Genomic DNA, 23277 nt, shown 5'->3' with positions numbered 1-23277 from the left:
GGCAAGAATATGCGACAGGGCGGGCGCCAGCAGGCCGTACGCGAACCCTACGCCTGGACGGTGGGAGGAGCAACAGTCAGCACTCCACACGGAGGCAGCTGCCGCCGCCGTCTCTTCATCGGTTGCTCCATCAAGGCCCTTTTGGACGCTCAAAAGGGCTGATTTGGAGCAATGGACGGGCCATGGCGTAGCCTCTGTCCATGCCGCATATCACCCTGCCGATCCATACCGAACGGCTCATCCTGCGCCGCTTTGACGGCACCGACCTGGACGCCTTCCATGCTTACCATTCGCTGCCGGCAACCGCCCGCTTCCTGCCAGGGCCGGCCAAGACGTACACGCAATCGATGGAGCGGGTGGGCAGGTACGCCAACTTTGTCTTCGAGAAGGAGGGGGACTGGGTGGCGTTGGCCATCGAGGTGCCGGGCGTCCCGGGACTGCAGGGCGAGGTGGTGCTGAAGTGGCTCCCCGGCCATGGCCAGGGCGAAGTGGGCTGGACCCTGGCACCGGCCGCGAGGGGCAAGGGATACGCCACGGAAGCCGCCGCGGCCGTTCTCCGGCTGGGCTTTGAGGACCTGGGGATGCATCGGATCGAGGCACGGCTGGACGAGCTCAACACGGCATCCGCCGGGCTGTGCCGCCGTTTGGGCATGCGGCAGGAGGCACGGCATGTGGACAAGTGGCATTACAAGGGCCAGTGGGCCACCGAGCTGATCTACGCAGTCCTGGCTGACGAGTGGCGCGTGGCCCGGGAATTGGGGCGGCTGCAGCAGAATGCCCCTGGTTGAGCCGAAGGCGCTGAGGCCCGCCCCTTCGGTTAGGCCCGACCCTTCGGTGAGGCCCGCCCCTTCGGTTAGGCCCGACCCTTCGGTCAGGCCCGCCCCTTGAGGATCATGTTCCAGTAGACCTGCGGAAAAATGTCACGGTCCACCACCCAGGACAGCCTGCTCTCGTTCCAGGTGGGGACCCGCGGGATGGTGGGCATGGGCCGGTAGCGGTCATCGAATTCGGCAAACACCACAGTGTCGCGGGAGACGGTGAACGGGCAGACCGAGTAGCCGTTGTATTTGGCGGGCAGTTGCTTCCCCTTCCGCGCTGCCACCAGGTTCTTGGCCAGCACGGACGCTTGCTTGCGCAGTGCACCGCCGGACTTCGAGTTGGTGGTCCCGGCAGCATCACCCAGGGACCAGACGTTCGGCAACCGGATATGCCGCAGGGTTTGCCGGTCCACTTCCACAAAACCGCCGGCATCGCCGGCCGCCGGCAGGTTGGTGGCTTTTAGCCAGTCTGGGGCGGACTGCGGCGGGACGCCGTTCAGGACGTCGTAGTGCAGGTTCTCCTCGTCGCCTGAGCCCGTGTTGCGGATGGTGGCGAGCTGGCCTGCGGCATCAACAGACACGAGTTCGCTGTTGGTCCACAGCTCGATGCCGTACTCGGCGATCTTCCGGTCCAGTTCCCGGTCCACCTCGGGCACGCCGAAAATCGTGGGGTAAGGCTGCACCATGACCACCCGGATCCGGTCCAGCACGCCCTGTTCCTTCCAGTAGTCACAGGCCAGGTACATGGGCTTCTGCGCCGCCCCACCGCATTTGATGGGCCCGGACGGCATGGTGAACAAGGCCGTGCCGGATGTCAGCCCGCTCAGCAGGGTCCAGGCCTTGGGTGCGAGTTCGAATTCGTAATGCGAGGCGCCGTGTGGCGAATGGACTGCCTCGGCGAGCCCGGGCACAGCGTCCCAGTCATACTGCAGGCCCGGGCACACCACCAGCTGCCCGTACGCAACGGTGGTGCCGGACCCAAGAGTCACCGTGTTCGAGTCGGTGTCCACACCGGCGGCTGCGTCCCGGATCCACGTCACGCCTTTCGGGATCAACGGTTCCTGGGGCCGGACCGCTTCCTTGGCTGACGCCCTGCCGCCGGCAATGTGCGAGAACAGCGGCTGATAAAGGTGGTGGTCCCGGGGCTCAACAACGGCCACGTCCTTGACCCCGTACCGCTCCAGCCGGGCGGCGAGGGAGATGCCCGCGTTGCCGCCGCCGATGATGACAACTTCGTGCTGCCCAGCCACCGGGTTATTTCTTTTCCGTCAGGGCCGAGGCTTTGTGGGCCGCGCGGGCTCCGGTTTTGGCGGACTCCACCACATACTGGGGTTCCTCCTCAGTGGCGCGGTGCGTGTGCCCATCCAGCTCGAAGTCGCTGGTCTTTTTCTCCACGATCTTGCCGTGCGTTGTGCCTTGCGGCGTGTTCCATTCCACGGACGTTCCCTTGCTCAACGGCATCTGCACTCCTAGCTGGGATTTGCGGTCGGTAGGGGCTCCACGGCCGGGGCCGTGCCCCCAGTATCCGCTGTTGGGACCGCCGTCTCAACGGGGGCGTACGACGGCGGGGCGTCACCGGGGACCGGCGGCGCCGCCGGTGCCGTCGCGGCCGCAGTTCCTGCCGGAGCAGGTGCTTCGGCTCCCTGGCTGGGCGGTGTTGAAGCCCCCGTTGCTCCTGGGGCTCCTGTCGGCCCGGACGTGCTTGGCGCCGTCGGGCTCTTCGTAGCACCCGGGTCGGCTTTGATGATGGCCGTGATCTGCTCCTTGTAGGCCGCGAGCCGGTCCTGGATTTCGGAGAGCGGCACATTCTGGATGTTCCGGCCGTACTCCGCGATCTCCGTCCAGAGCGCCTGAAGGGCTGCCATGCCATCGTCCGTCAACGGTCCGTCCAAGGTGAGGACCAGTTGGCTGGCGAGGGCGTAGGTAAGGCATTCAAGGCAGTTGTAGTTCGCAGCAGCGGACAGGTTCTCCGGAACAATGACGTCCGCCTGCCCCACGATGAGGACCACCTGGAAACCCACCGCCACGGCAGCACAACCGGTGCAGCTGGCGAAGGCGTAGGCCTCATTGCGCGCATCAACGGGTTCCCCGTACTCAGCCCACACCAGCGCGAATGCCACGCTGTAGGTGACGGAACCGTCGGTGGTGTTCACCGCCAGCGCCTGGTTGCCGTCCCGTTCAGGAGCAGACGGCCGGTCGAACGGGAAGACCCATGATGGAGCGGCGGGACCGGCAGACCCGGCAGGGGAAACGGCAGATGGGCCAGTGGCCGAACCGTCGGCCGGAACCAGCACCATGGCCAGCTGCGGGTTCTCGCGGGTTGGCTTCGCCGCCCCTTCCGGCCAGAGCGCCACGGTCCTGCCGCTGCGCCCCTCACGAAGGGCCGTTCCCGTGGACGGAAAGATTGTTGTTGTCGCATCGGCCAGCGTCCCGCGTTCGTAAGGCTGGACCGGACGGTAGGTCCCGCCGTCGGGCCACCACGCCCAGGCGAGCCCGGCGAGCAATGCCGCCACGGCACCCATGGCAGCGGTGCGCTGCATAAACTTGCCGTGCGTCTTCTGCCAGAGCCCGGTGACCAGTTGCCGCAGGAGCCGCAGCAGGATGTAGAGCATCCCCACCACGGGCAGTACAACGGCCAGGATCGCCAGGACGCGCACCGCAGCGCCGGCAAGGTCGCCGTCGGAAAGGCTTTGGGCGAACAGCCCTTGCTGTTTGGCCGCGCTGCTCCAGGCGGTGGCCAGCAGCCGCGGGAGGGAGATCACCATCATGGCCAGGCTGAATATCAGCAACGGCACCGTGACCAGCACCCACAGGGTCACCACGGTACGTGCCCAGGGCTTGAGGACTTTGTTTTCCGGCCGGCCCCACCGCCAGGGAAGCAGGCCGAGCAGGACCGGCTTGATGCGCTGGAAGAGGTCCGGGACCCCGGTGGCGTCGGCCAGGATGTGGTACCCGTCGAACCTGACCAGGGGCAGCAACTGCCGGACCATCTGCAGGATCTGCGTGACGACCACCAGCAGCAGCGCGTCGAAGCCGGTGGCCCACCATAGCCCCATGATCACTACGGCAACGATGGCGTTGAAGTACAGTCCGCCGGTGTCCGTGCGGAGGCGGCCAGCCCGGCCCAGCCGGTATGAATCAGTGACGTCCGTGAAGAACGCGGGCCAAATGAGGTAGACGCCGGCACCCATGGCGCCCGGTGTGGCGCCGCCTTTGCGGGCGGCTGCGGCATGTCCGAACTCGTGGAAGCCGGCGGAGAGGATGGTGACGGCAAAGATCAGCAGCAGCAGGACAGGGTTCCCGAACGCTTCATGGGTGGCCGATCCCAGCCCCTTCACCATAAGCACCCACCAGCACGAGGCCAGGAATGCCACCGTCACGGCCACCACAATGAACGGGTTGAACAGCACCGCGAACGGTCCCGTGATCCGGCGGGTGCGTTCCGGGTCCGTCACGGTGTAGCGGAAGCGCATGCCCAGCAGTGGGTCGGCCTTGCGAACTTGGGGCTGCGAGCCGTCTGCCAGCCGGAGCAGGCCCAGCGGCAGGAGTTGAGAATCGATCAGGGTGCGCACATTTTCGGCGCTGATCAGCCGCCCGGTTGCCTGGCTGGCGTGCTGGGCGATGTCCTCCACCGTCCGCCTGCCGTCCACCGCTTCCAGCACCGCGAACAGCAACGGCGTCAGCTGGAGGGTCTGGCCGTCCGCGCGGCGCACCAGCGACGGCGGCTCCCGGTAGCCGGATCCCTGGGACGGGCCGATGAGCTGCACGCCATCCGCCGTGGCAGGGACGTGCGGCCGCTGTTCGGCAAAGGGCACAGCAGACGACGGCGGGCCGGCCTGGGAGCGCGGCCCGCCGCTGGTGTGGGTCATCTGGGCTTACTGTTCGAGGTCGGACTGCTGGTCGGCGGAGGCGTTGGCTTCGCCCTCGATGTGCTGGGTGATCAAGGCGTCCTGGTCCGCCACGGCGTAGGCCTGGCTGTCGATGGAACCGATGTTGGCTGCGACGGCGGCGTCGATCGGTGCGGCGACGTTCGCATTGGCGGCCACGGCACCGTTGATGGGAGCCGCAATATCCGCGTCGGCTGCCAGGTCCACGTTGACGTTGAGCAGGTCCCCGTCGAGCGCCGCTGCGGGATCCACGGGCAGCGCGCCAACGTCGGGCAGGGCGTCGGTCAGGCCGCCGTCGGAGACGAGCCCGTCGGTGCCCGCTCCATCCGGAAGGAGGGTGCCGCCGTCGGCCGCCGTTTCGGTGCCGGCCGCTTCTGTGCCCCCGGTAGTTGACGTGCCGTCGGTGCCCGACGTGCCGTCATCGACGGTGTCGTTGCCCTGGTCGATGACGCTGTCCTGCGTGGACTCGGCGTTCGCGTCGGCCACGATGCTCTGGTCAATCATGACGCCCTGGTCCGCCAGCGCCTGCGCGTCCGAGCCGTAGGAGAGGATGTTGGCAGAAGCGGCGGCGTCAATCGGGGCAGCGACGTTGGCGTTGGCGGCCACGGCGAGATCAATGGGCGCTGCCGCGTCGATGCCCAGGTCCAGGTCCGCGTTCAGGTCAAGGACAGAGGCAACTTCCTTATCGGGCAAAGCCGTTGCCTGTTCTGCGATCAGTTCGTCAGCGGTCACGGGACGCATTTCCTGTTCCATGCTCAAACCTCCACATTCAACGCCGGTACTCCTGCCCCCAGCGGGCAGCCAACGCCAGACAATGGTAAGCATGATTAGCTTTTTTGGGAATTGCGCGGGACCTGCCGCGCGCCCTGTTGCAGCAGGTCAGGGCGGTCAGGCGGGTCGGAGTGGCGCAGGAGGCTGCCCTCCCTGCAGCCCGGCTTTGCTCTCCCGCAGGGCATTGACACTGGCAGGCTCCGGGTCCACTCTGGCGCTGTGCCTGCCCATGCGCCGGCCAGCCGGGCCGGATCAGGTGCCTTCCAAAGGAGACTGCTGTGCCTGTTGTAGAGGAAAGTGTGGTTATTGCAAGGCCGCCGCAGGAGGTCTTTGACTTCCTCTCGAAGTTCGAAAACATCGCCGTCTATGATTCCTCCGTCACCTCGTCTGCGCAGGTGGGGGAAGGCCCGGTTGGCCTCGGTTCCCGGGGCCGCGGTACCAGCAAGATCATGGGGCGCCAGTTTGACTGGACTGTGGAGGTCATCGAGTTCGATCCGCCCCGGCGCATGGTGTCCCGTTCGGTCGAGGGCAAGCTGGACTTTACGGTCGCGTTCACACTCGAACCGGCTGCCGACGGCACCCGCCTCACCCAGAGGATCGACGCCGCGTCCGGCTTGGGCGGGGTCTTTGGCAAACTGGCCGACTCCCTGGTGGAACGCGCACAGGGGAGGACGGTCCGCGCGAACCTGGAAACCCTGGCGGAGTGGCTTGCCGAGCACCCGCAGTATTGATGTCCAAAGACCTGCCCGGGAGCCCCCAGCCTGGGGCACGGCGCATCGGCGCAAGACGGACGAACGACGGCGGGACCCGCCCGCCGTCGTCGCCTTAAGTGTTACCGCAGGCCGGCGCCCGGCAGCACCTCCCTGGCCCCGAGTGAATCGGCGATGAAGGCGTAGTCCCAGGCCCGTTCGCGCCACTGGACGTAGCGGCCGGACGCGCCGCCATGGCCGCCGTCCATCTCGATTTTCATCACAATCGGCTGGGTTCCGGTGGTCTTGTTCCGCAGCTCCTGCACCCACTTGGCAGGCTCCACGTAGAGGACCCGGGTGTCATTGAAGGAGGTCACGGCGGCAATCTTCGGATACGCCGCCGGGCGTATGTTCTCGTAAGGGGCGTACGACTTCATGTACGCGTAAACCTCGGGGTCCGTGATCGGATTGCCCCACTCTTCCCACTCCAGCGCAGACAGGGGCAGTTCGGGGTCAAGGATGCTGGTCAACGGGTCCACGAACGGCACCTGCGCCACAATTGCGGCGTACTTTTCCGGTGCAATATTCGCTACGGCACCCATGAGCAACCCGCCGGCCGAGCCGCCCAACGCGGCGATCCTGGTGGGATCCACCCAGCCGGAACCGGCCAGCCAGTCGGTGGCGTCGATGAAGTCGGTGAACGTGTTCTTCTTGGTGAGCTTCTTGCCGTTCTCGTACCAGTGCCGGCCCAGCTCACCGCCGCCGCGGATGTGGGCGATCACGAACACCACTCCGCGGTCCAACAGGGACAGCCGCGCAATGCCGAAGCCCGGGTCCATGCTCATCTCGTAGGAGCCGTAGCCGTACACCAGGCCAGCCGCCGTCGAATCCTGCCGGACTGCCTTGTGCCGCAGCACCGAGAGCGGGATCCGGGTTCCGTCCTGGGCCTTCGCCCACTCGCGCGTGGCCACGTAGTCACTGCCGTCGTAGCCGCCCAGCACGGGGCTTTCCTTCCGGAGCAGCAGCTCCCCGGCGGGCTGTTCGGGGGTGGGCAGCACGAAGTCGTAAACCCGCGACGGCGTGAAGTAGGAGGTGTACCCCAGGCGGATCAACGGGGCCTCGTAATCCGAGCCGCCCACGCCGGCCGTGTACAGCTCCTCATCAAACGCCGGCTCCACTGGCGGTTCCTGTGCGGCTGTCCCCAGCCCGGACAGCCCCATCACCAGGACACGTTCGATGGTGTCCTTGCGGATGGACACCACGAGGTGCGTGGAGGTGACCCCCGCGCCATTGACGCGGACGTCGTCGGAATGCTCCACCACGGTGTCCCACTGCTGCTTTGCCAGCGGCTTGCTGAGCTCGGCCGGATCTGCCAGGGAAACCATGGAGTTGACGGCCCCGCGGTTGTGCGTCAGCAGGATCTTCTCCGATTTTCCGCCGTCCGGGCCCGTCAGCAGGAACGGCTCGGCCTCGTACAGCACGCGCTCGTTGCGCGAGATCACCGTTGTCAGTTCGCCCGCAGGGTCATCGAAGCGGAGCAGGCGGGTCTCGCTGTACTCGGAGCAGCCAATGCCCAGCACGAGGTAGCGCCTGTCGGCGGAGAGCTCGAAGCCGAGCCACATGGCGGCGTCGTCCTCCTGATAAATCACCGCGTCTTCCTCGACGGGAGTACCCAGGGTGTGTGCCTTGACCTGGTAGGGGCGCCAGGACTCGTCCACCACGGTGTAAAAGATGCGGGCGCCGTCCGGGGAGAAGGAGACGCCGTAAAAGATGTTCTCGATGACGTCCGGAAGGAGCTCACCCGTGCGAAGGTCCTTGATGCGCAGGGTGAAGCGTTCGTCGCCGCTGTTGTCCACTGCGTAGGCGTAGAGGTTCCCGTCCACTGTCACGGCCGTGCCGCCGACGGAGAAGAAGGGCTTGCCCTCGGCCTCGACGTTGCCGTCCAGCAGGACCTGTTCGCCCGGGATGTCCACCCCGGGTTCCACGCGGGGCGGAGTCCAGTCCCGGATTGGATTGCCCGTGTTTTCTGCTTTGACCCGGCACTGGATGCCGTACTCCTTGCCCTCCACGGAGCGGCTGAAGTACCACCAGTCGTCCTTGCGGTGCGGGACGGAGAGGTCTGTTTCCTGGGTGCGGCCCTTGATTTCCTGGAAGATGGCCTCGCGCAGCGGCTCCTGATGGGCTGTGACCGCTTCCTGGTAGGCGTTCTCCGCCTTCAGGTGCTCCACAACTTCCTGGGATTCCTTGTCCCGCAGCCACTCGTAGTTATCCACATAGGTGTCCCCGTGGTGCGTGCGTTCGGTGGGGACCTTCCTGGCAACCGGGGGAGCGGGCGTGGCAGTCGCGGTGCTGGCGGAATCCTGCAGGGGAGTCTGGGTCATGGTTTCAATATATCGACCCGCCCCGACAATGGACCGGCCGTTCGCTACCGGACGAGAGCTCCGCCGCGCGACCCCGTCAACACCACCCCGAAACCCTCCATCACCTTCCGCCCCTTTCGGCCCGACGCCCCATCACCTTTCGCGCGAATCCGGACGATGCGCTATCAGGTTTGGTCCCCAACGGCCCGTCTTGGGGACCAAACCTGATAGCGCATCCGGGGAGGTCGGGTGGCCTAGTGGGGTTCCGGGCGCAGGCGTATCCTGTTCACGCTAAGGCACATCCGCCCAGCGTGAGAGGGGAAGCATATGACCATCCCGCCAGTGCACGAGCCCGAACCGTTCCCGCCGGAACCAGGCCCGGACCAGCCTGATCCCACCCAGCCCGGCCATCCCGGCCCGCAGCCGCCCAATCCGTTCCCCGCGCCGGAACCTCCCGGTCCGCTGCCGGTGCCGGATCCAGGGCCCGCACCGCTGCGTCCGGATCCCACCCGGAGCTGATTGCCCAAACCCCTAAAAGAAGGGGCCTTCCGCACACCGCAGGGGGCCCCTTCGCCGTGTCCGCGCGGACTGAAAAAGCATGAAAAATCTTCCCCAAAACCGCTTGCAGACCTGCTGGCCCAGTGGTAAAAAATCTATATCAGCCAACATAGATCGGCTGGTACCACAACCAATGTTGGACCGTCTCTTACGAGGAGGGAAGCCATGTTGATGCGAACCGATCCGTTCCGCGAGCTGGACAGGCTGGCCCAGCAGGTCCTCGGAACGGCAGCGCGTCCGGCAGCGATGCCCATGGACGCTTGGCGTGAGGACCAGGAATTCGTCGTCGCCTTTGATCTGCCCGGCGTGGCACTGGATTCAGTGGATCTGGATGTGGAACGGAATGTCCTGACGGTGCGGGCCGAGCGCCCTGAGCCTGCAGGCAAAGACACCGAGTTGATCGCCTCCGAGCGGCCGCGCGGCGTGTTCAGCCGCCAGCTGATCCTCGGGGACACCCTGGATACCGATAACGTCAAGGCAAGCTACGACGCCGGTGTCCTGACGCTGCGGATTCCTGTCGCCGAAAAGGCCAAGCCGCGCAAGATTGAAATTGAAACGAAGGGGGCAAAGCAGGAAATTTCCGCCTAGTCTCAACAGGATCGGGACGTCGGGTATTGATTAATTGTTGACTGCCTTTTGGGCGGATCGCCAAGTATGCACGCCACAGCGCTTAAAGCGCACCGGCAGCCTACACCTGAACCTCCCGATACGGTGGCCCCCGGCTTCAGCCGGGGGTCATCCCATGCCCAGGTGTCCCTGCAATGCGTTTAGGTGTTCAGCTCCAGCATCAGGGCGGGCAGTTCGTCGGCGAGCTCGCGGGCGAGGAAGCCGAGGGGGCCCATCCTGCTGGCGAGCCGGTCGGCTGCCGCGGCGTGCAGATGCGTCCCCCAGCAGGCCGCCTGCGTGCTGCTGGTTCCCCGTGCGCGGAGGCCCGCAATCGCGCCGGCCAGCACGTCGCCACTTCCGGATGTTCCCAGTCCGCCATAACCCGTGGTCATCTGCCACAGCTCCGGTTCGTCGGCCGCGTCCCCGCCGGACGGCCGGGCGATCAGGCCCTGGCAGCTCACCACCGCCTGGAACTTATCCGCAATTTCAGCAACATCTGCCGCCAGGTCATCCACGTCGCGCTCCAGCAGGACAGCCGCCTCCTTGGGATTCGGCGTGAGGATCAGCCGCCCCTTCCACGGGTCCAGCTGGTCGGCCACTTTCAGCAGGCCGCCCAAGGCATACGCATCAAGAACGACGGCGGGACCTCCGCCCCCTTTTCCCTCACCGGAGCCTGAATCACCCGAGCCTGAACCGCCGTCGGTCTCCCGATCGAGCAGGGCCCGCAACAGAGCCTCGGCAAGGTCCTGGTCATCCAGCCCGGGGCCCACCAGGATCGCGTCCGCCCGGTTGAGGTAGGACGAGAGCACGTCCAGCCCTTCGCCTGTCACCGACCCATCAGGGGTTTCGGGCAGCCCCATGGCCCCGCATTCGGGGAGCGCCACAGCTACCTGCATGGCCACGGATTCCGCCACCGCCAGCGTGAGTTTGCCCGCGCCGGCCCGCAGGGCGGCAGTGCCGGCCAGCAGCGCAGCACCCGGGGTGAACCGTGCGCCCCCGATCACCAGCACCGAGCCGCGTGAATACTTGTCCTCGCCCGCGGCCGGCAGCGGCCAGTCACGCAGCAGCGACGGCGTCACCAGCGTGGGGGACGTGGACTCATTTCGGGTGGACACTGGCATCCCCCGCATGCTCGGTGACTGTGACACCCTGCTCCGTGAGGTGGTCCGCAACGTTGAAGCTCTCCAATGTCCAGGGACCCGCCCCTGACGGCCGGACATACCGTGTCAGCGAGGCATTAAGGACGGACGTGTTCGCCGCCAAGTCCAGGAGTTCCCGCTCGTTCATGCCCTCCAGCACGTACCGGAACAGCATGATCACGGCGTCATGGCAGACCAGCATCACCCGGTGCCCGGTGCTGAGGTTGTTCAGCTCGTCCAGGACGGAGCGCAGGCGCAATGCCACGTCGGCCCATGATTCCCCGCCCGGCGGTCGGTAGTACATCTTGCCCAGCCACTCCCGGCGTTCGGCCTCCTCCGGGAAGCGCTTTTCCACCCCCCTCCGCGTCAGCCGGTCCAGGATGCCGAGTTCCCGGTCGCGCAGGCGCTCATCCGTGCGGACCTTCACAGGCCACCCTGCGGTTTCCACGGCAATCTCGGCAGTCTGCAGCGCCCGCGCATAAGGAGAGGAAACCACGGCATCAGGCCGGAGGTCTTCAGCGATCCGTGCCAGCGCCGCACCCAATGCCTTGGCCTGCTCCTGGCCGGTCCCCGAGAGGTTCACGTCCGCATCCCTTGCCGGCACCTCGATCACCTCGGCCCCGGCCACCCTCGCGTCCGTGGCCGCCACGTTGCCTTCGCTCTCGCCATGGCGGACCAGGAGCAGTTCCACCGCCCCGGCCTCCTGGACAGCCTCCGTCAGCCCGTTCTCTTTCACAAGAAATCACCCCGTCCGCGTGCCGTGCCGAATGCAGGAACACTATCAGCGGCGTACCCACCGGGCAGCGGTGTAAACGGAAAAGCCCTAGATGCCGTCACGGCACGGAGAACCGGCCGATGCCCTTACGGCACTGCGAAATCGCCGATCCGGCCCTCCCTCAGCGCCGCCCCGACAGCGCCGATGCCGCCGTAGTCGGGGAGGATTACCGACTGGCCGGCGATCATTGCGTAGCCGGCCGTGGGCAGGGTCATGGTGCCGATCGCGTTGGTGTCCAGGTTCCGCAGGCTGTAAGCGAGGATGGCGGCCTGGACCGGATCGAAGCCCTTGTCCACGGTGAGGCAGCAGGAGGCGAAGTCCACCAGGCTACGGACCGCGGTGACGTCATTCAGGGCGCCGCCAGCGGTGAGCCGGGCGAGGATGGCGCGGAGCATGGTCTGCTGGTTGCGCACCCGCTGGAAGTCGCCGTCGGCAAATGCGTACCTCTCGCGGACGAACTCCATCGAGGCCTGCCCGTCCAGGTGGTTCACACCGGGACCGAAGACGTGCCCGGTATCGTGCGTGGACTGGAACGGCAGGGTGACGTTGACATCGATTCCGCCGAGATTATCGATCAGTCCCCGGAAGCCGTTGAAGTCCAGCATCAGGGTGTGGTCGATGGTGATGCCCAGGAGTTGCTGCACCGTCTGGGTGGTCATGTCGATGCCGCCGTACTGCAGCCCCGCGTTGATCTTCCCGCCGCCGAAACCGGGGATGTCCACCCACAGGTCCCGGTTGATGGACACAATGTACAGGGTGTGCCGGTCCGCCGGGACGTGGACCACCATCAGGGTGTCCGAGCGGTGGTCCATGGGCTCACCGGTTGCCGCCGTATGCGCCGCCGCGTCCCGGGCGTTCTCGCGGCTGTCGCTGCCGATCACCAATACGTTCATGGCGGCCGCAGGAAGCTCCGGAATGGGGGGAGGCGGTGGCGGGGGTGCCGGGGCAGGGGGCGGCGTTTCCGAGGGTGTCTCGCTTGGAGTGGGCATCTGGGAAGCAGTTTGGGGTCCTGCGGGCTGCGCTTCCGAGCCGGCCCGGTTCAGGTTAACGATCGCGACGACGGCGACCGCCACGAGTGCCAGCGCCAGCAGGGCCGCGATCCAGCGGCGACGTCCGTGTGCCACCCAGCCCAGGCCGTGGGGATGCGTGCTGGAGGGGTCAGAACCGCCTGGCGTGCTCATTGTGCCTCACCTCATTGTGGACTTGGTGGGATCAGTGTCCGCCCGCCGGGCCTTCGCTGGCTATATACGTATCCAAACTGTCATCTGCCATGGGTGGAAGATGCTGTTCCGCTCTCCCGGGGAGGGGCTGGGTTGCCGGGCTTTAAGCGGGCGCGCCGGCGTTCCGGGAGCCGGGGCATTGAGGCGTGCATGGCGCAGGATGGACACAATGGCCGGCGCCAGTTCATCCTCCATCTGGCGGTATACCTCCGGCGCCCTGCGGTATGGGTCGATGATGTCGTTCTCCGCCGGGTCTGCGGGCAGCGAGAGGTGCCGGACTGCGGCGGCGCGCGCAGGCAAGCCCCGCCAGAAGGCGTGGTTGGCAGCGAGGGGATCGCCGTCGTCGTACGTTTCCCCGGGTACGGTGCCCGCAGCCCCGGCGCGCTGGTCCAGGACGTCGAGCATCCGGGCGAACTCGCGGAGGGTGAAGGTGCGCTTGAGCAGGGATGCATCAAGCTGGAGGACTTCGCCGCGGTGCCCGGCGGTCATGGTCAGCACCAGGTCGACACCGCGCAGGATCTTTGGAGTCAGCTGGCGGGCGGCGAAATGCTCCGGGTCGCCCCCGAACGTGCGCACGATGTCCGCGGAAATCGGCTGCATGGGGTCGCCCACCATGGCCCGGGTCCCTGCGCTGCGCACCTCGAAACCATCCGGCACCACCTGGTTGAGCCCGGCCTGCAGCAGCCGCTCGGCCACGGGAGAGCGGCAGATGTTGCCCGTGCAGACAGTGAGGATTCTTACTGGTGCGGGTGAGTCCAAGGGAGATTTCTCTTTCCAGCCGGTGCGTCCGTGCCTTTCAACTTAACACGCGACGGGCTTGCCGGGCCCGCCCCACCCCGGACGCTCCATCACCTTTCGCGCGTTTTTCGGCGACGCTCCATCACTTCCCGAACGGTTTCCGGCGACGCTCTATCACCTCAGGAGAGGAAGCACGATGATATGACTGTGGAAAGCTTGATCGAACGGGACTGCGTTATCGCCGGCGGCGGCCCGGCAGGGATGGTGCTCGGCTACCTGCTCGCGCGAAAAGGCCTGCGGGTCAGCGTCCTGGAGAAACATGGGGACTTCCTGCGCGACTTCCGCGGCGACACCGTGCACCCGTCCACCGTCACCCTGCTGGGCGAGCTCGGGCTGCGCGAAAAGTTCCTGGAACTTCCGCTGACCAGGTTGTCCACCCTGGACGCCGTCGTGGACGGACAGCGGATCACTATCGTCGACTTTGGCACCCTTCCCGCCCCGGACAACTTCCTCGTCCTCGCGCCCCAATGGGACTTCCTGAACTTCCTCGCCCGCGAAACGGCGGCGTTCCACACCTTCGAACTCCGCATGCTCACCGAGGCCACCGGGCTCATCATTGAAGACGGCCAGGTGCGCGGCGTCAGGGCAAGAACGTCCGACGGCGGGCTGGAGATCCGCGCGACGCTCACCGTCGCTGCCGACGGACGCGCGTCCGCCTTGCGCGCCGCTGCCGGGCTGGTTCCCGATGACTTCGGAGTGCCCATTGACGTGCTCTGGTTCAACCTGCCCAAGCCGCCGGACCCTCCGCCCGTGACGCTCGGCTACATCTCGGCGCAGGGGCTGGTCCTCACAATCGACCGCGGCGACAGGTATCAGTCGGGAATGGTGATCCCCAAAGGCGGCTTTGACGAGCTGCAGTCGGCGGGGATCGAAGCCCTTCGGGCGCGGATCGTTAGCGCGGCCCCATCCCTGCTGCCCGTCGTCGGAACCCTCGCCGGCTGGGACCAGGTGAAACTCCTCACCGTCCAGATCAACCGGCTTCGGCGCTGGCACCGCCCTGGGTTTATTGCCATCGGCGACGCCGCCCACGCGATGTCACCCATGTTCGGCGTGGGTGTGAACTTCGCAATCCAGGACGCCGTCGCGCTGGCCAACGCTGTTGCGGAAGACCTCGCCACCGGAACTGCTCCGGACCAGAAGCTCGCGGGCGTGCAGCGGCGCCGGGAGATGCCGGTGAAGATCATGCAGCAGCTTCAGCGCAACGGGCACAGGGTGCTGTTCAGGGCTGCCACCGGGAACCGCGTCGCACCCCGCTGGCTGGTGCGGCTCTTGCGTGCCGCCTCGCCGCTGCTGCGCCCGGTGACAGCCCGGTTCATCGGAGTCGGAATCCGCCCCGAACATATCAGCCACCCTGAACCCGCCACACGCCGCGCCTGACCGGCCCGTGTGGCTGCCCCAAGCCTGAGGGAAAGTCAGAGGCCGGCCAGGAGTTCCTTCATCTCCGCGATCTCCGCTTCCTGGGCCGTGACAATGTCGTGCGCGAGCTGGATGGCCTCCGGGTTTTTGCCCCCGCCGATCTCCTGCTTGGCCATGTCGATGGCGCCTTCGTGGTGCCCCGTCATCTGCTCCATAAACAGCTGGGCAGCCTCGGTTCCCTGGGCCGCCTTGAGCTTGTCGAGGCCCTCGGCGTCCACCATGCCGGACATGCCGTGCCCGGAATGGTCGGACATCATGGTGGGCACATTCCAGCTTGTCCGCCAGCCGGTCATGGTCTCGATTTCCGGTGCCTGGGCGTTCTTGATCCTGGTGGCCAGCGCGGCGACATCCGCGGGCAGGTCCGGCTTGGCCAGGACGATCTCGCTCATCTCAACAGCCTGGGCATGGTGCGGAATCATCATCTGGGCAAACACGATGTCTGCCTGGTTATGGTCGGCGTTGGCCTCCGGCGTCATGCTGGACATGGGGCTGGAGCTGCCATGGCCGGAGTGCATGCTGCTGCCCCCGGACGATCCGGAATCGGACGCGCAGCCAGCCAGTCCGAGCGAGGCAGCCAGGGCAGCGGCGATGGACAGGGTTTTGATCTTCGTAGTCATGTGGGGTGTCCTTCAAGAAAGTAGTAAATCGGGCCGTTTGGTGCGTGGTGAGCTACGCGGGGGCCGGGTTTACGTTCGCGAGATGGACAGTTCACCGGGCGTGGGACTTGCCGGCCTGTAGGAGCAGGGAAGGACCGGACTGATACCGGCCGCGGGGCCACGTTGCAGGGCAAGGGTTTCCTCGGGCGGAAAGACAGTCAGTGACGGGGTCTTGGCCAGGAGGATGCATGCTGGTCCCGCGTCCTGCATCCCCGGGCAGGAACCCATGCAGTGGTCCGTTGCCAGGCTTGTGTGTGCCGCATGCCCTCCATGCGCGGCCGCCTTATGCAGACCGTCGGCCGCGTGTGAGACCATGGCTTCCTGCACCACCGGGCGGGACGAGTGCTCCGAGTGGCCGGCGGTCATGACGTGCATTCCCAGGATCCCGGCCACGACGGCGAGCACAACAGCCAGCAGAGCCGCCGTGCGGGGGACTGCCGGCAAAGTTTCGAGGCGTGCAGTCACCGGCGGTTCCTCCTTCCCGGGAATTGGCGGCACATGGTTGTAAGTGGGGCAGCGTTTCTAACGTACCTCGGCGGGGTTCAGTTTCAGGCGCCGCAGCAGCTGGGCGTTCAGGGCCACCACGATGGTGGACACGGACATCAGCACGGCGCCGGCGGCGGGGGAGAGCACCACGCCGGCGAAGGCCAGGACGCCTGCGGCCAGTGGCACGGACAGGATGTTGTAGCCGGTGGCCCACACCAGGTTCTGCCACATCTTGCGGTAGCTCGCCCGGGACAGGTCCACCATGGACAGCACGGCGCGCGGGTCGTTTCCGGCCAGCACCACACCGGCCGATTCCATCGCCACGTCCGTCCCCGCGCCGATCGCAATGCCTACTTCGGCGCGGGCCAGCGCGGGTGAATCGTTGACGCCGTCGCCCACCATGGCCACCTTCAGGCCGCGGGCCTGCAGCTCCGCCACCTTCTTGTCCTTGTCCGCGGGCAGGACCTCGGCAAACACTTCGTCAATCCGAAGGTCCGCCGCGACCGCCTGTGCCACCTGGCGCGCGTCGCCGGTGATCATTGCCACCTTGACCCCGCGCTGCTGCAGGGCAGCCACCGCCTGCCGCGACTCCGCCCGCACCGCGTCCTCGAGGCTGACGGCGCCCAGCACGCGGCCGCCGTCGTCAATCACGTGCAGGACGGCCGCGCCGCGGTCCATCCACCCCCGCGTTGTGCCGGACAGGGCAGAGGGTACGACGGCGCCAAGCTCGCGCAGGAGCGCGGGCCCGCCCACGTGCACGGTGCGGCCGTCCATGGAGGCGCGGACGCCGCGGCCGGTGAGCGACGTAAAATCGTCGACGGCGGGCAGGGCCAGGTTCCGTTCCCGGGCGGCGCGGACAATGGCCCGGGCCACGGGGTGTTCGCTGTCGGATTCGACGGCGGCGGCCAGGGCCAGCAGCTCATCGGCGTCCACATCCGGCGCGGCGGCCACGTCCTTAAGCTCCGGTTCGCCGGTAGTGAGGGTGCCGGTCTTGTCGAACAGGACAACGTCGATGGTGCGCATCCGCTCCAGCGCCATCCGGTTCTTGATCAGGACGCCGGCGCGGGCTGCCTGCTCCGTGGAGATGGCAATGACCAGCGGAATGGCCAGGCCCAGGGCATGCGGGCAAGCGATCACCAGGACGGTCACAGTCCGGGTCACCGCTTCGGGAATGCTGCCCAGCAGTGCCCACACGATAAAGGTGATGACGCCGGCGCCCGCCGCGAAGTAGAACAGGAAGGCCGCGGCGCGGTCGGCCAAAGCCTGGGCCCGCGACGAGGAAGCCTGCGCTTCGGCCACCAGCCGCTGGATGCCGGCCAGCGCGGTATCGTCGCCCACGGCGTCCACCCGGACCCGGACACTCGAATCCGTAGCCACGGTTCCGGCCACCACGGCGTCCCCCGGGCCTCGCGGGACCGTCTTGGATTCACCGGTGATCATGGATTCGTCGAACTCGGCCTGCCCCTGAACCACCGTGCCGTCGGCGGGCATCCGGGCGCCGGAGCGCACCAGCACTAGATCGGCGGGGCGGAGTTCTGAGACGGGAACGGTTTCCGTGCCGGCGTCCGTGATGCGTTCAGCTACATCGGGCAGCAGCGCGGCGAGCGCATCCAGAGCACCCTGAGCCGAACCCAGGGCCCGCATCTCGATCCAGTGGCCCAGCAGCATGATGGCCACCAGCAGCGCAAGTTCCCACCAGAAGTCCAGATCGAAACCGCCCAGGCCCAGGCTGGTAATCCACGACGCGGTAAACGCCACCGTGATGGCCATGCCGATCAGGAGCATCATGCCGGGCCGGCGGTCCTTCAGCTCCTGCAGCCCGCCCTTGAGGAACGGCTGCCCGCCGTAGAGGAAGATCACTGTGCCCAGGACCGGGGGGATCCAGGTGGAGCCGGGGAACATGGGGGCCATATACCCCAGGATGTGGCCCACCATGGGGCTGAAGTAGACCACGGGAACGGAGAGCGCCAGTGTCAGCCAGAACCTGTTCTTGAACATGGCTGTGCTGTGCCCGGCGTGCTGGCCGTGGGTGTGGACGGCGTGGTCGTCGTCGTGCTGGGCAGGGTGGTGCTCGTGCGCGTGCCCGTGTCCGTGCCCTGCAGCAGCCGCGGCCGGGGCTGAAGCAGCCCCCGCGTCGGTGAGGGTGCCGCTGGACCGGCTGTCGTCGTCGTGATGGTGCATGTGGTCCTGCATGTGTTCCTCCTTGGAGGACGTCGCCGCCACTGCCTGGCGGCGAAAGGTGATGGAGCGTTGCGGTAGGTCGTGCGAAAGGTGATGGGCGTCGCCCGGATCAGCGCGAAAGGTGATGGGGCGTGGCAGGGTTGAACGGCTGTGAAAGCGGGTGCGGTGCACCGCCGGGACATACCACTTCACTGGCAACACTCCAAAATATACCCCTAGGGGGTATACGTGTCAACGGAGTGCGGCTTTCCCCAACCCTGCGTGCGCAGCACACAAACCTGGACGCCACCTATCCGCCGCGCGCCATCATGGCCATACTTGTCACAGGGCAATGGTGCCTGCCCTGGCCGCGTGCGGCCGGGAAATCTAGACCGGAGGTGGCTTTGTGGCTGAACTCAGCAGCCCCTACACATACTCCAGTGCCCTGGGGGACGACCAGTGCGTGGCTGGCACCTATCATGTGGAACTGGACGGCTGGAAGTTTGAGTGGTCGGACGGGATGTACCAACTTCACGGGTACCAGCGCGGCGAGGTGGTCCCCACGATTGAACTGCTGTTCTCCCACAAACACCCGGACGACAGGGCGCGCTGCCAGGAAATCGTTGAGCAGGTGTCCCGGACCGGCGGCTACTTCTGTATGTATCACCGCATCATTGATTCCCGCGGGCGGACCAGGCGGGTGCTGACCTCTGGCGATGGAATCTTGGACGCCACCGGAAAAGTGGTTGCCATTGACGGCGTGATGGTGGATCTCACCTCCACCCTTCGGCGGGAAACCGAGGAGACGGCACGGGATGCGGTGATAGGGGCAACCTCCACCCGCAGCGTCATCGACCAGGCGCGCGGAATCCTGATGGGCCAGCTTGAGATGAACTCCGATGATGCCTTCCAGGTGCTTGTGAGCACCAGCAGCCACCGCAACGTCAAACTGGTGGTGGTGGCCGCCGAACTGGTGAAGCTGGCCAACTCCGGGGCGACGCGCCGTTATTTGAACGACGCGGTGGCTGCCATCGCCCAGGACAGCAGGCCGGCGGGAAGCGGGCGGCGCCGGGCGGGCTAGGAGTCCCCTGTAGGATGGTTTGAAGGTGCGCCGGGAAGTCTGGTCGGCATAATTTTGTCGAGCCAAGTTTGAGGACCCTTTATGAGCCAAACGCCCCGTTCCGGTGCCACCCGGTCCACGATTTTCGGCCGCGGCAGTTATGCCGAAGCCTTGCGGATCGGGGAGATCCTTCGCAAGGAAACCGTGGGCGGCGCCCTGCTCGTTGCCGCAGCCGTAGTGGCCCTGGTGTGGGCCAACTCGCCGGCGTCGGACAGCTACTTCGCCTTGCGGGACTTCAAAGTCGGCTATGAGCCCTGGCATCTTCAGCTGAGCCTCGGCGCGTGGGCGGCGGACGGACTGCTTGCCATCTTCTTTTTCCTGGTGGGGCTTGAGCTTAAGCGGGAGTTCGTGGCGGGGGACCTCCGCCAGATCAACAAATCGATTGTTCCGGTAGCTGCGGCCTTCGGCGGAGTGGTGGCCCCAGCGGCCATCTACGCCCTGATCAACCTCGCCAGCCCGGAAACCCTCCGCGGCTGGGCCATCCCCACCGCCACGGACATCGCGTTCGCGGTGGCGGTCCTGGCCATCATCGGTTCCCACCTCCCCAGCGCCCTGCGGATCTTCCTGCTGACACTGGCCGTGGTGGATGACCTCATCGCCATCAGCATCATCGCGTTCTTCTACTCCAGCGACCTCCAGGTCATGCCGCTGCTCCTGGCGCTCATTCCGCTGGCCGTCTACGCGTTCCTGGCGCAGAAATACCGCCGCTTCTTCGGCCGGCATACAGCAGCAGCCTGGCTGATCCTGCTGCCGCTCGGGGTGGCCACCTGGGCCCTTGTCCATGCCTCGGGCATCCACGCGACCGTGGCGGGGGTCCTGCTCGGCTTTGCCATCCCCGTGATCCGTTCCCAGGCCAGCGGCGGGCCGGAAGCAGGGCCAGGCCTTGCCGAGATCTTCGAGCACCGGTTCCGGCCCATCTCCGCCGGCATCGCCGTTCCCATCTTTGCGTTTTTTTCCGCCGGCGTGGCCGTGGGCGGCTGGGAGGGCCTTGGCTCTGCCCTGACTGATCCCGTGGCCTTGGGCATCATTGTGGCGCTGGTGCTGGGCAAACCGGTGGGCATCATGGGCACCACCTGGCTCCTGACTAAGACCAGCAGGGCGCGGCTGGACGATTCCTTCGGGTGGATCGACGTCTTCGGAGTGGCGGTCCTGGCCGGCATCGGGTTCACGGTGTCCCTGCTGGTGGCCGAGCTCAGCTTTGGGCAGGGAAGCCCGCATGATGACCACGCCAAGGTGGGAATCCTGACTGCATCCCTGCTGGCGGCGTTGCTCGCCACTGTTGTGCTGCGCGCCAGGAACCGCCAATACCGCGCAGCTGAGGAAGCCGAACAACTGGACGCGGACCAGGACGGCATCCCGGACGTCTACCAGGAGCGGCCTTAACGCCGGCCGCTCCCGGCGATGGTGTCAGCGGCGCACTGAGCGGCGCCCGGCAACTGCCTCGGCGGTTCCCACCAGGAGCACCGAGGCGATGACGGCCACCACGAAGCCCAGGAAGTTCAGCTCGAAAATGTTCCCGGTGCCGAGCAGCGAAGCCACCACGCCCCCAATGACGGACCCCACAAGGCCCAGCAACAGTGTGGCAAGCAGGCCAAGGTTCTGCTTGCCAGGTTTGATGAGGCGGGCAAGTGCGCCAATGATCAGGCCGGCAACAATAAATCCGATCACGGTGTTCTCCTTCGGTTTGGCGGGCATGTGGCCCGTACGGCCCTGGCGGGTCCGCATCGGCTTAATTGTAAGCATGCTGACCTTATGTCCGCGGCTGCCGCTCAGGAGCGGCAGACAGGGCCGCCGCTCCTTAGCGCTCGAGCAGGGCCCGGATGCTGTCCCCGGCTGCGTCGGAACCCCTGCCGCTGACGGCGCCCATTCTCAAGCCGTGGCCAGCGGTTTAGCCGGCGCCTCGACGTGCCGGATCTCCAGCGCCTCAGGATCCAGCAACTTGCGCGTGCCGGTCCGGGCGTCCAGGATCCAGAACAGTTCCAGGGCCGGAACCACGTCCGTGACCCGTCCCCGGTGGAAAAGCTTGCCGTTGTGCCACGCTTCGATCTGGTCGCCGATGCGAAGCTGGGCGGTGCGTACTCCTTGTGCCTCCATGATGCGGTGCCTCCTGCTGTTGTATCCCCGTGGTCACAGCTTGCCCGGCGGAGGTTGCTGAAATGTTTCAATCCAGTGTTTTTTCTGTATCCAGTGGCGGGATTACGACGACGGCGGTCCGGCGCGACATATCGCGGCGGGCTGCGGTTCTCATGAACACGTGATGCTTACGGCCCGCGCCGACGGACTGGACACACCGACGCGCAGATTCACCCTCGACGCGGAAATGCAGCCCCGACGCGCAAATTACTTGACGCGCTGGATATAAGCGGTGCGCGTTGAAATCTGCGCCTCGAATGCGCATGTGCGCGTCGAAGTCCGGCATCTTTCAGGTGGCCGCCTCGCGCCGGGCTGCTGAAACGGCCTCCTCGATGCCCGCGGTCCAGGGTTCACCGTGCCCGGGAAGCACCAGGGAAGCCCCGGTCTGTGCCAGTTGGGTGAGGGTGTCCAGGTTCTGCAGGCTGTCCATGGTTGCAGCTCCGGCCACGATGCGCGGACCGGTCCGGCCGGAATACGGGTCAAGCGTCACGAGTGCATCCCCGCTGAACAGCACGTCCCTGTCCCGCAGGTACAGCCCGCAGTGCCCCGCCGTATGCCCGGGGGAGAACACCACCTCGGGCGAGCCCGGCACCGGCAGGGTCCCGGACTGGGCCGGAAACAGGGTGAGGTCATCCACGCCGTGCACCCTCAGCGCCCCCGCCCGCGTCATTCGGGCCAGGACGGGAAAGCCTTGAGGATGGGCCAACGCGAACACAAAACGGGACTTCTCGTGCTGGTACCGGTACGGGTGGCGGGCAATGAAGGAGTCGCCGCCGTGGACCCAGACCGGCACCTTGAACTCCGTATGCAGCCGATGCGCCAGGCCCAGGTGGTCGAAGTGCGCGTGGGTGAGGACCACCGCCTTGATGTCGCCGATCGCATGTCCGAGTCCCTGGACGGACTCCGCCAAGTACTTCCACATCGCGGGCAGCCCGGAGTCCACCAGCGTCAACCCATCGGCGCTTTCCACCAGGTAGAAGTTGACGTAAGCCTTGGAGATCCGGTGCACGCCCTCGGCCACGGTGGTGAACGACGCCCTGCCGGTGGCGGGCTGCGTCATCGCCTGGCTCCTGCCAGCCGCCCTGAACTCCGCCGCACCGCCCGGACTGCAGCAACAGCGCCCAGCCCGGCCAGCACCCACGGCCCGCCCACCAGTAAAGGATCAATCCACTGGTGGTTGACGTCGGCCCGCTTCTGCCCGAACCGGGAGCGGACGCCGTGGCGGGAGAACTCGCTGAGCACCCCGGTTTCGGTGACCGGATTGTCCGGCCGCAGCGTGGCCAGCGACCGCAGGTGGTGTTCCCACGCGTCCACCCGGTCAGCGGCAATCAGCAGAAGCCAGTGCGCGGCCCGGCCCTCGCTGAACCTGGCGTAGGCATATTTCCTGATGGCTCCCGATGCTCCCTTTGGCGGGGACGACGTGCCGAAAACGGGAGTCAGCATGGCGTGTTCGATGGACCGCTCCCGGGGCCACTCCTCGGGCTGGCGCTCGGGGAAGTCCCAGTGCGCGCCGGTGGGGATGCCCGGTTTTTCCCGGGGAAACGACGGGCGGTCCGCCGGGTCGAGGTCCACGCCCCAGCCCGGAATCCGCGCCAGCAGCGAGGCCGCGGACTCCTTGGGCAAAGGCCGGGCCCCTACGTATGGCGTTGGGTGTGTGTCTGCTGAATCAGTCATGCTGCGCTCAC

The 23277-nt window shown here is 66.6% G+C and carries 22 protein-coding genes and 1 pseudogene; 7 read left to right on the top strand and 16 right to left on the bottom strand.

Features of this window, described 5'->3' with window-relative positions:
• The first annotated feature begins 200 nt into the window (after positions 1-200).
• On the top strand, positions 201-788 hold the full coding sequence (locus tag AC5RVY_RS02860) for a GNAT family N-acetyltransferase (protein WP_493953180.1): 588 nt from the start codon (positions 201-203) through the stop codon (positions 786-788).
• Between the two features lie 83 nt (positions 789-871).
• Here AC5RVY_RS02860 and AC5RVY_RS02855 read toward each other — a convergent pair whose 3' ends face one another.
• From AC5RVY_RS02855 to AC5RVY_RS02840, 4 genes are read right to left on the bottom strand one after another with little or no spacing between them, the layout of a single operon-like run.
• Positions 872-2068, bottom strand: coding sequence for an NAD(P)/FAD-dependent oxidoreductase (locus AC5RVY_RS02855; protein ID WP_493953179.1), 1197 nt, complete (start codon positions 2066-2068; stop codon positions 872-874).
• A gap of 4 nt (positions 2069-2072) precedes the next feature.
• Positions 2073-2279, bottom strand: a complete 207-nt coding sequence (locus AC5RVY_RS02850) for a hypervirulence associated TUDOR domain-containing protein (protein ID WP_493953178.1) — start codon at positions 2277-2279, stop codon at positions 2073-2075.
• An 8-nt stretch (positions 2280-2287) separates the two neighbouring features.
• Positions 2288-4687 (bottom strand): zinc metalloprotease, encoded by a 2400-nt coding sequence (locus tag AC5RVY_RS02845; protein ID WP_493953177.1) that lies wholly within the window; start codon positions 4685-4687, stop codon positions 2288-2290.
• A 6-nt stretch (positions 4688-4693) separates the two neighbouring features.
• A complete protein-coding gene (locus tag AC5RVY_RS02840) occupies positions 4694-5458 on the bottom strand; it encodes a peptidoglycan-binding protein (RefSeq protein WP_493953176.1) in 765 nt (254 codons plus the stop codon).
• A gap of 296 nt (positions 5459-5754) precedes the next feature.
• On the opposite strand from AC5RVY_RS02840, the gene AC5RVY_RS02835 reads away from it, so the two are divergent.
• Entirely contained in the window at positions 5755-6207 is a 453-nt protein-coding gene (locus AC5RVY_RS02835; RefSeq protein WP_493953175.1) for an SRPBCC family protein, read from the top strand.
• A 101-nt stretch (positions 6208-6308) separates the two neighbouring features.
• Here the strand turns inward: AC5RVY_RS02835 and AC5RVY_RS02830 are convergent, their stop codons facing one another.
• Positions 6309-8546, bottom strand: coding sequence for a S9 family peptidase (locus tag AC5RVY_RS02830; protein ID WP_493953174.1), 2238 nt, complete (start codon positions 8544-8546; stop codon positions 6309-6311).
• A gap of 306 nt (positions 8547-8852) precedes the next feature.
• On the opposite strand from AC5RVY_RS02830, the gene AC5RVY_RS02825 reads away from it, so the two are divergent.
• A complete protein-coding gene (locus AC5RVY_RS02825) occupies positions 8853-9044 on the top strand; it encodes a hypothetical protein (protein ID WP_493953173.1) in 192 nt (63 codons plus the stop codon).
• 204 nt (positions 9045-9248) lie between these two features.
• The gene (locus AC5RVY_RS02820; protein WP_493953172.1) at positions 9249-9671 is read left to right on the top strand and encodes an Hsp20/alpha crystallin family protein; all 423 of its coding nucleotides are present in this window, start codon (positions 9249-9251) and stop codon (positions 9669-9671) included.
• Positions 9672-9850: 179 nt separating this feature from the next.
• Here AC5RVY_RS02820 and AC5RVY_RS02815 read toward each other — a convergent pair whose 3' ends face one another.
• From AC5RVY_RS02815 to AC5RVY_RS02800, 4 genes and pseudogenes are all read right to left on the bottom strand, one after another.
• Positions 9851-10810, bottom strand: a complete 960-nt coding sequence (locus AC5RVY_RS02815; RefSeq protein WP_493953171.1) for an NAD(P)H-hydrate dehydratase — start codon at positions 10808-10810, stop codon at positions 9851-9853.
• Positions 10788-11564, bottom strand: a complete 777-nt coding sequence (locus tag AC5RVY_RS02810) for a histidine phosphatase family protein (protein WP_493953170.1) — start codon at positions 11562-11564, stop codon at positions 10788-10790. The genes AC5RVY_RS02815 and AC5RVY_RS02810 overlap by 23 nt, the downstream gene beginning before the upstream one ends.
• A gap of 125 nt (positions 11565-11689) precedes the next feature.
• Positions 11690-12784 carry an LCP family protein gene (locus AC5RVY_RS02805; RefSeq protein ID WP_493953169.1) on the bottom strand — a complete coding sequence of 365 codons (1095 nt, stop codon included), beginning with the start codon at positions 12782-12784 and terminating at the stop codon, positions 11690-11692.
• A 168-nt stretch (positions 12785-12952) separates the two neighbouring features.
• Positions 12953-13582, bottom strand: a pseudogene (locus tag AC5RVY_RS02800) (arsenate reductase/protein-tyrosine-phosphatase family protein); the annotation flags it as partial.
• A gap of 180 nt (positions 13583-13762) precedes the next feature.
• On the opposite strand from AC5RVY_RS02800, the gene AC5RVY_RS02795 reads away from it, so the two are divergent.
• The gene (locus AC5RVY_RS02795) at positions 13763-14998 is read left to right on the top strand and encodes an FAD-dependent oxidoreductase (protein ID WP_493953168.1); all 1236 of its coding nucleotides are present in this window, start codon (positions 13763-13765) and stop codon (positions 14996-14998) included.
• A gap of 35 nt (positions 14999-15033) precedes the next feature.
• Here AC5RVY_RS02795 and AC5RVY_RS02790 read toward each other — a convergent pair whose 3' ends face one another.
• The 3 genes from AC5RVY_RS02790 to AC5RVY_RS02780 form a co-directional block, all read right to left on the bottom strand.
• The gene (locus tag AC5RVY_RS02790; RefSeq protein ID WP_493953167.1) at positions 15034-15654 is read right to left on the bottom strand and encodes a DUF305 domain-containing protein; all 621 of its coding nucleotides are present in this window, start codon (positions 15652-15654) and stop codon (positions 15034-15036) included.
• 69 nt (positions 15655-15723) lie between these two features.
• Complete coding sequence (locus tag AC5RVY_RS02785; RefSeq protein WP_493953166.1) at positions 15724-16158, bottom strand: hypothetical protein; 435 nt, start codon at positions 16156-16158, stop codon at positions 15724-15726.
• 57 nt (positions 16159-16215) lie between these two features.
• The gene (locus AC5RVY_RS02780; protein ID WP_493953165.1) at positions 16216-18372 is read right to left on the bottom strand and encodes a heavy metal translocating P-type ATPase; all 2157 of its coding nucleotides are present in this window, start codon (positions 18370-18372) and stop codon (positions 16216-16218) included.
• A 373-nt stretch (positions 18373-18745) separates the two neighbouring features.
• On the opposite strand from AC5RVY_RS02780, the gene AC5RVY_RS02775 reads away from it, so the two are divergent.
• Positions 18746-19420, top strand: a complete 675-nt coding sequence (locus tag AC5RVY_RS02775; protein ID WP_493953164.1) for a PAS and ANTAR domain-containing protein — start codon at positions 18746-18748, stop codon at positions 19418-19420.
• A gap of 81 nt (positions 19421-19501) precedes the next feature.
• The gene (gene nhaA, locus AC5RVY_RS02770; RefSeq protein ID WP_493953163.1) at positions 19502-20842 is read left to right on the top strand and encodes a Na+/H+ antiporter NhaA; all 1341 of its coding nucleotides are present in this window, start codon (positions 19502-19504) and stop codon (positions 20840-20842) included.
• Between the two features lie 24 nt (positions 20843-20866).
• On the opposite strand, the gene AC5RVY_RS02765 is transcribed toward nhaA, so the two are convergent.
• From AC5RVY_RS02765 to AC5RVY_RS02750, 4 genes are all read right to left on the bottom strand, one after another.
• Entirely contained in the window at positions 20867-21184 is a 318-nt protein-coding gene (locus tag AC5RVY_RS02765) for a GlsB/YeaQ/YmgE family stress response membrane protein (protein WP_493953162.1), read from the bottom strand.
• Positions 21185-21328: 144 nt separating this feature from the next.
• Positions 21329-21553, bottom strand: a complete 225-nt coding sequence (locus tag AC5RVY_RS02760) for a hypothetical protein (RefSeq protein WP_493953161.1) — start codon at positions 21551-21553, stop codon at positions 21329-21331.
• A 328-nt stretch (positions 21554-21881) separates the two neighbouring features.
• Positions 21882-22652, bottom strand: a complete 771-nt coding sequence (locus AC5RVY_RS02755; RefSeq protein WP_493953160.1) for an MBL fold metallo-hydrolase — start codon at positions 22650-22652, stop codon at positions 21882-21884.
• A complete protein-coding gene (locus tag AC5RVY_RS02750) occupies positions 22649-23266 on the bottom strand; it encodes a hypothetical protein (protein WP_493953159.1) in 618 nt (205 codons plus the stop codon). The genes AC5RVY_RS02755 and AC5RVY_RS02750 overlap by 4 nt, the downstream gene beginning before the upstream one ends.
• Positions 23267-23277 lie beyond the last annotated feature (11 nt).

The sequence above is a fragment of the Arthrobacter sp. Ha26 genome (assembly GCF_059091705.1).
Note: the sequence above shows the minus strand (reverse complement) of the source record. Positions and strands in the feature narration are given on the sequence as shown.

Bases quoted from the DNA above. Each gene is read 5' to 3' on its own strand.
- AC5RVY_RS02815 (WP_493953171.1), bottom strand. From the start codon at position 10,810: ATGCCAGTGTCCACCCGAAATGAGTCCACGTCCCCCACGCTGGTGACG.
- AC5RVY_RS02805 (WP_493953169.1), bottom strand. From the start codon at position 12,784: ATGAGCACGCCAGGCGGTTCTGACCCCTCCAGCACGCATCCCCACGGC.
- AC5RVY_RS02845 (WP_493953177.1), bottom strand. From the start codon at position 4,687: ATGACCCACACCAGCGGCGGGCCGCGCTCCCAGGCCGGCCCGCCGTCG.
- AC5RVY_RS02840 (WP_493953176.1), bottom strand. From the start codon at position 5,458: ATGGAACAGGAAATGCGTCCCGTGACCGCTGACGAACTGATCGCAGAA.
- AC5RVY_RS02825 (WP_493953173.1), top strand. From the start codon at position 8,853: ATGACCATCCCGCCAGTGCACGAGCCCGAACCGTTCCCGCCGGAACCA.
- AC5RVY_RS02780 (WP_493953165.1), bottom strand. From the start codon at position 18,372: ATGCAGGACCACATGCACCATCACGACGACGACAGCCGGTCCAGCGGC.
- AC5RVY_RS02765 (WP_493953162.1), bottom strand. From the start codon at position 21,184: ATGCGGACCCGCCAGGGCCGTACGGGCCACATGCCCGCCAAACCGAAG.
- AC5RVY_RS02760 (WP_493953161.1), bottom strand. From the start codon at position 21,553: ATGGAGGCACAAGGAGTACGCACCGCCCAGCTTCGCATCGGCGACCAG.
- AC5RVY_RS02830 (WP_493953174.1), bottom strand. From the start codon at position 8,546: ATGACCCAGACTCCCCTGCAGGATTCCGCCAGCACCGCGACTGCCACG.
- AC5RVY_RS02790 (WP_493953167.1), bottom strand. From the start codon at position 15,654: ATGACTACGAAGATCAAAACCCTGTCCATCGCCGCTGCCCTGGCTGCC.
- AC5RVY_RS02850 (WP_493953178.1), bottom strand. From the start codon at position 2,279: ATGCCGTTGAGCAAGGGAACGTCCGTGGAATGGAACACGCCGCAAGGC.
- nhaA (WP_493953163.1), top strand. From the start codon at position 19,502: ATGAGCCAAACGCCCCGTTCCGGTGCCACCCGGTCCACGATTTTCGGC.
- AC5RVY_RS02860 (WP_493953180.1), top strand. From the start codon at position 201: ATGCCGCATATCACCCTGCCGATCCATACCGAACGGCTCATCCTGCGC.
- AC5RVY_RS02750 (WP_493953159.1), bottom strand. From the start codon at position 23,266: ATGACTGATTCAGCAGACACACACCCAACGCCATACGTAGGGGCCCGG.
- AC5RVY_RS02755 (WP_493953160.1), bottom strand. From the start codon at position 22,652: ATGACGCAGCCCGCCACCGGCAGGGCGTCGTTCACCACCGTGGCCGAG.
- AC5RVY_RS02795 (WP_493953168.1), top strand. From the start codon at position 13,763: ATGACTGTGGAAAGCTTGATCGAACGGGACTGCGTTATCGCCGGCGGC.
- AC5RVY_RS02820 (WP_493953172.1), top strand. From the start codon at position 9,249: ATGTTGATGCGAACCGATCCGTTCCGCGAGCTGGACAGGCTGGCCCAG.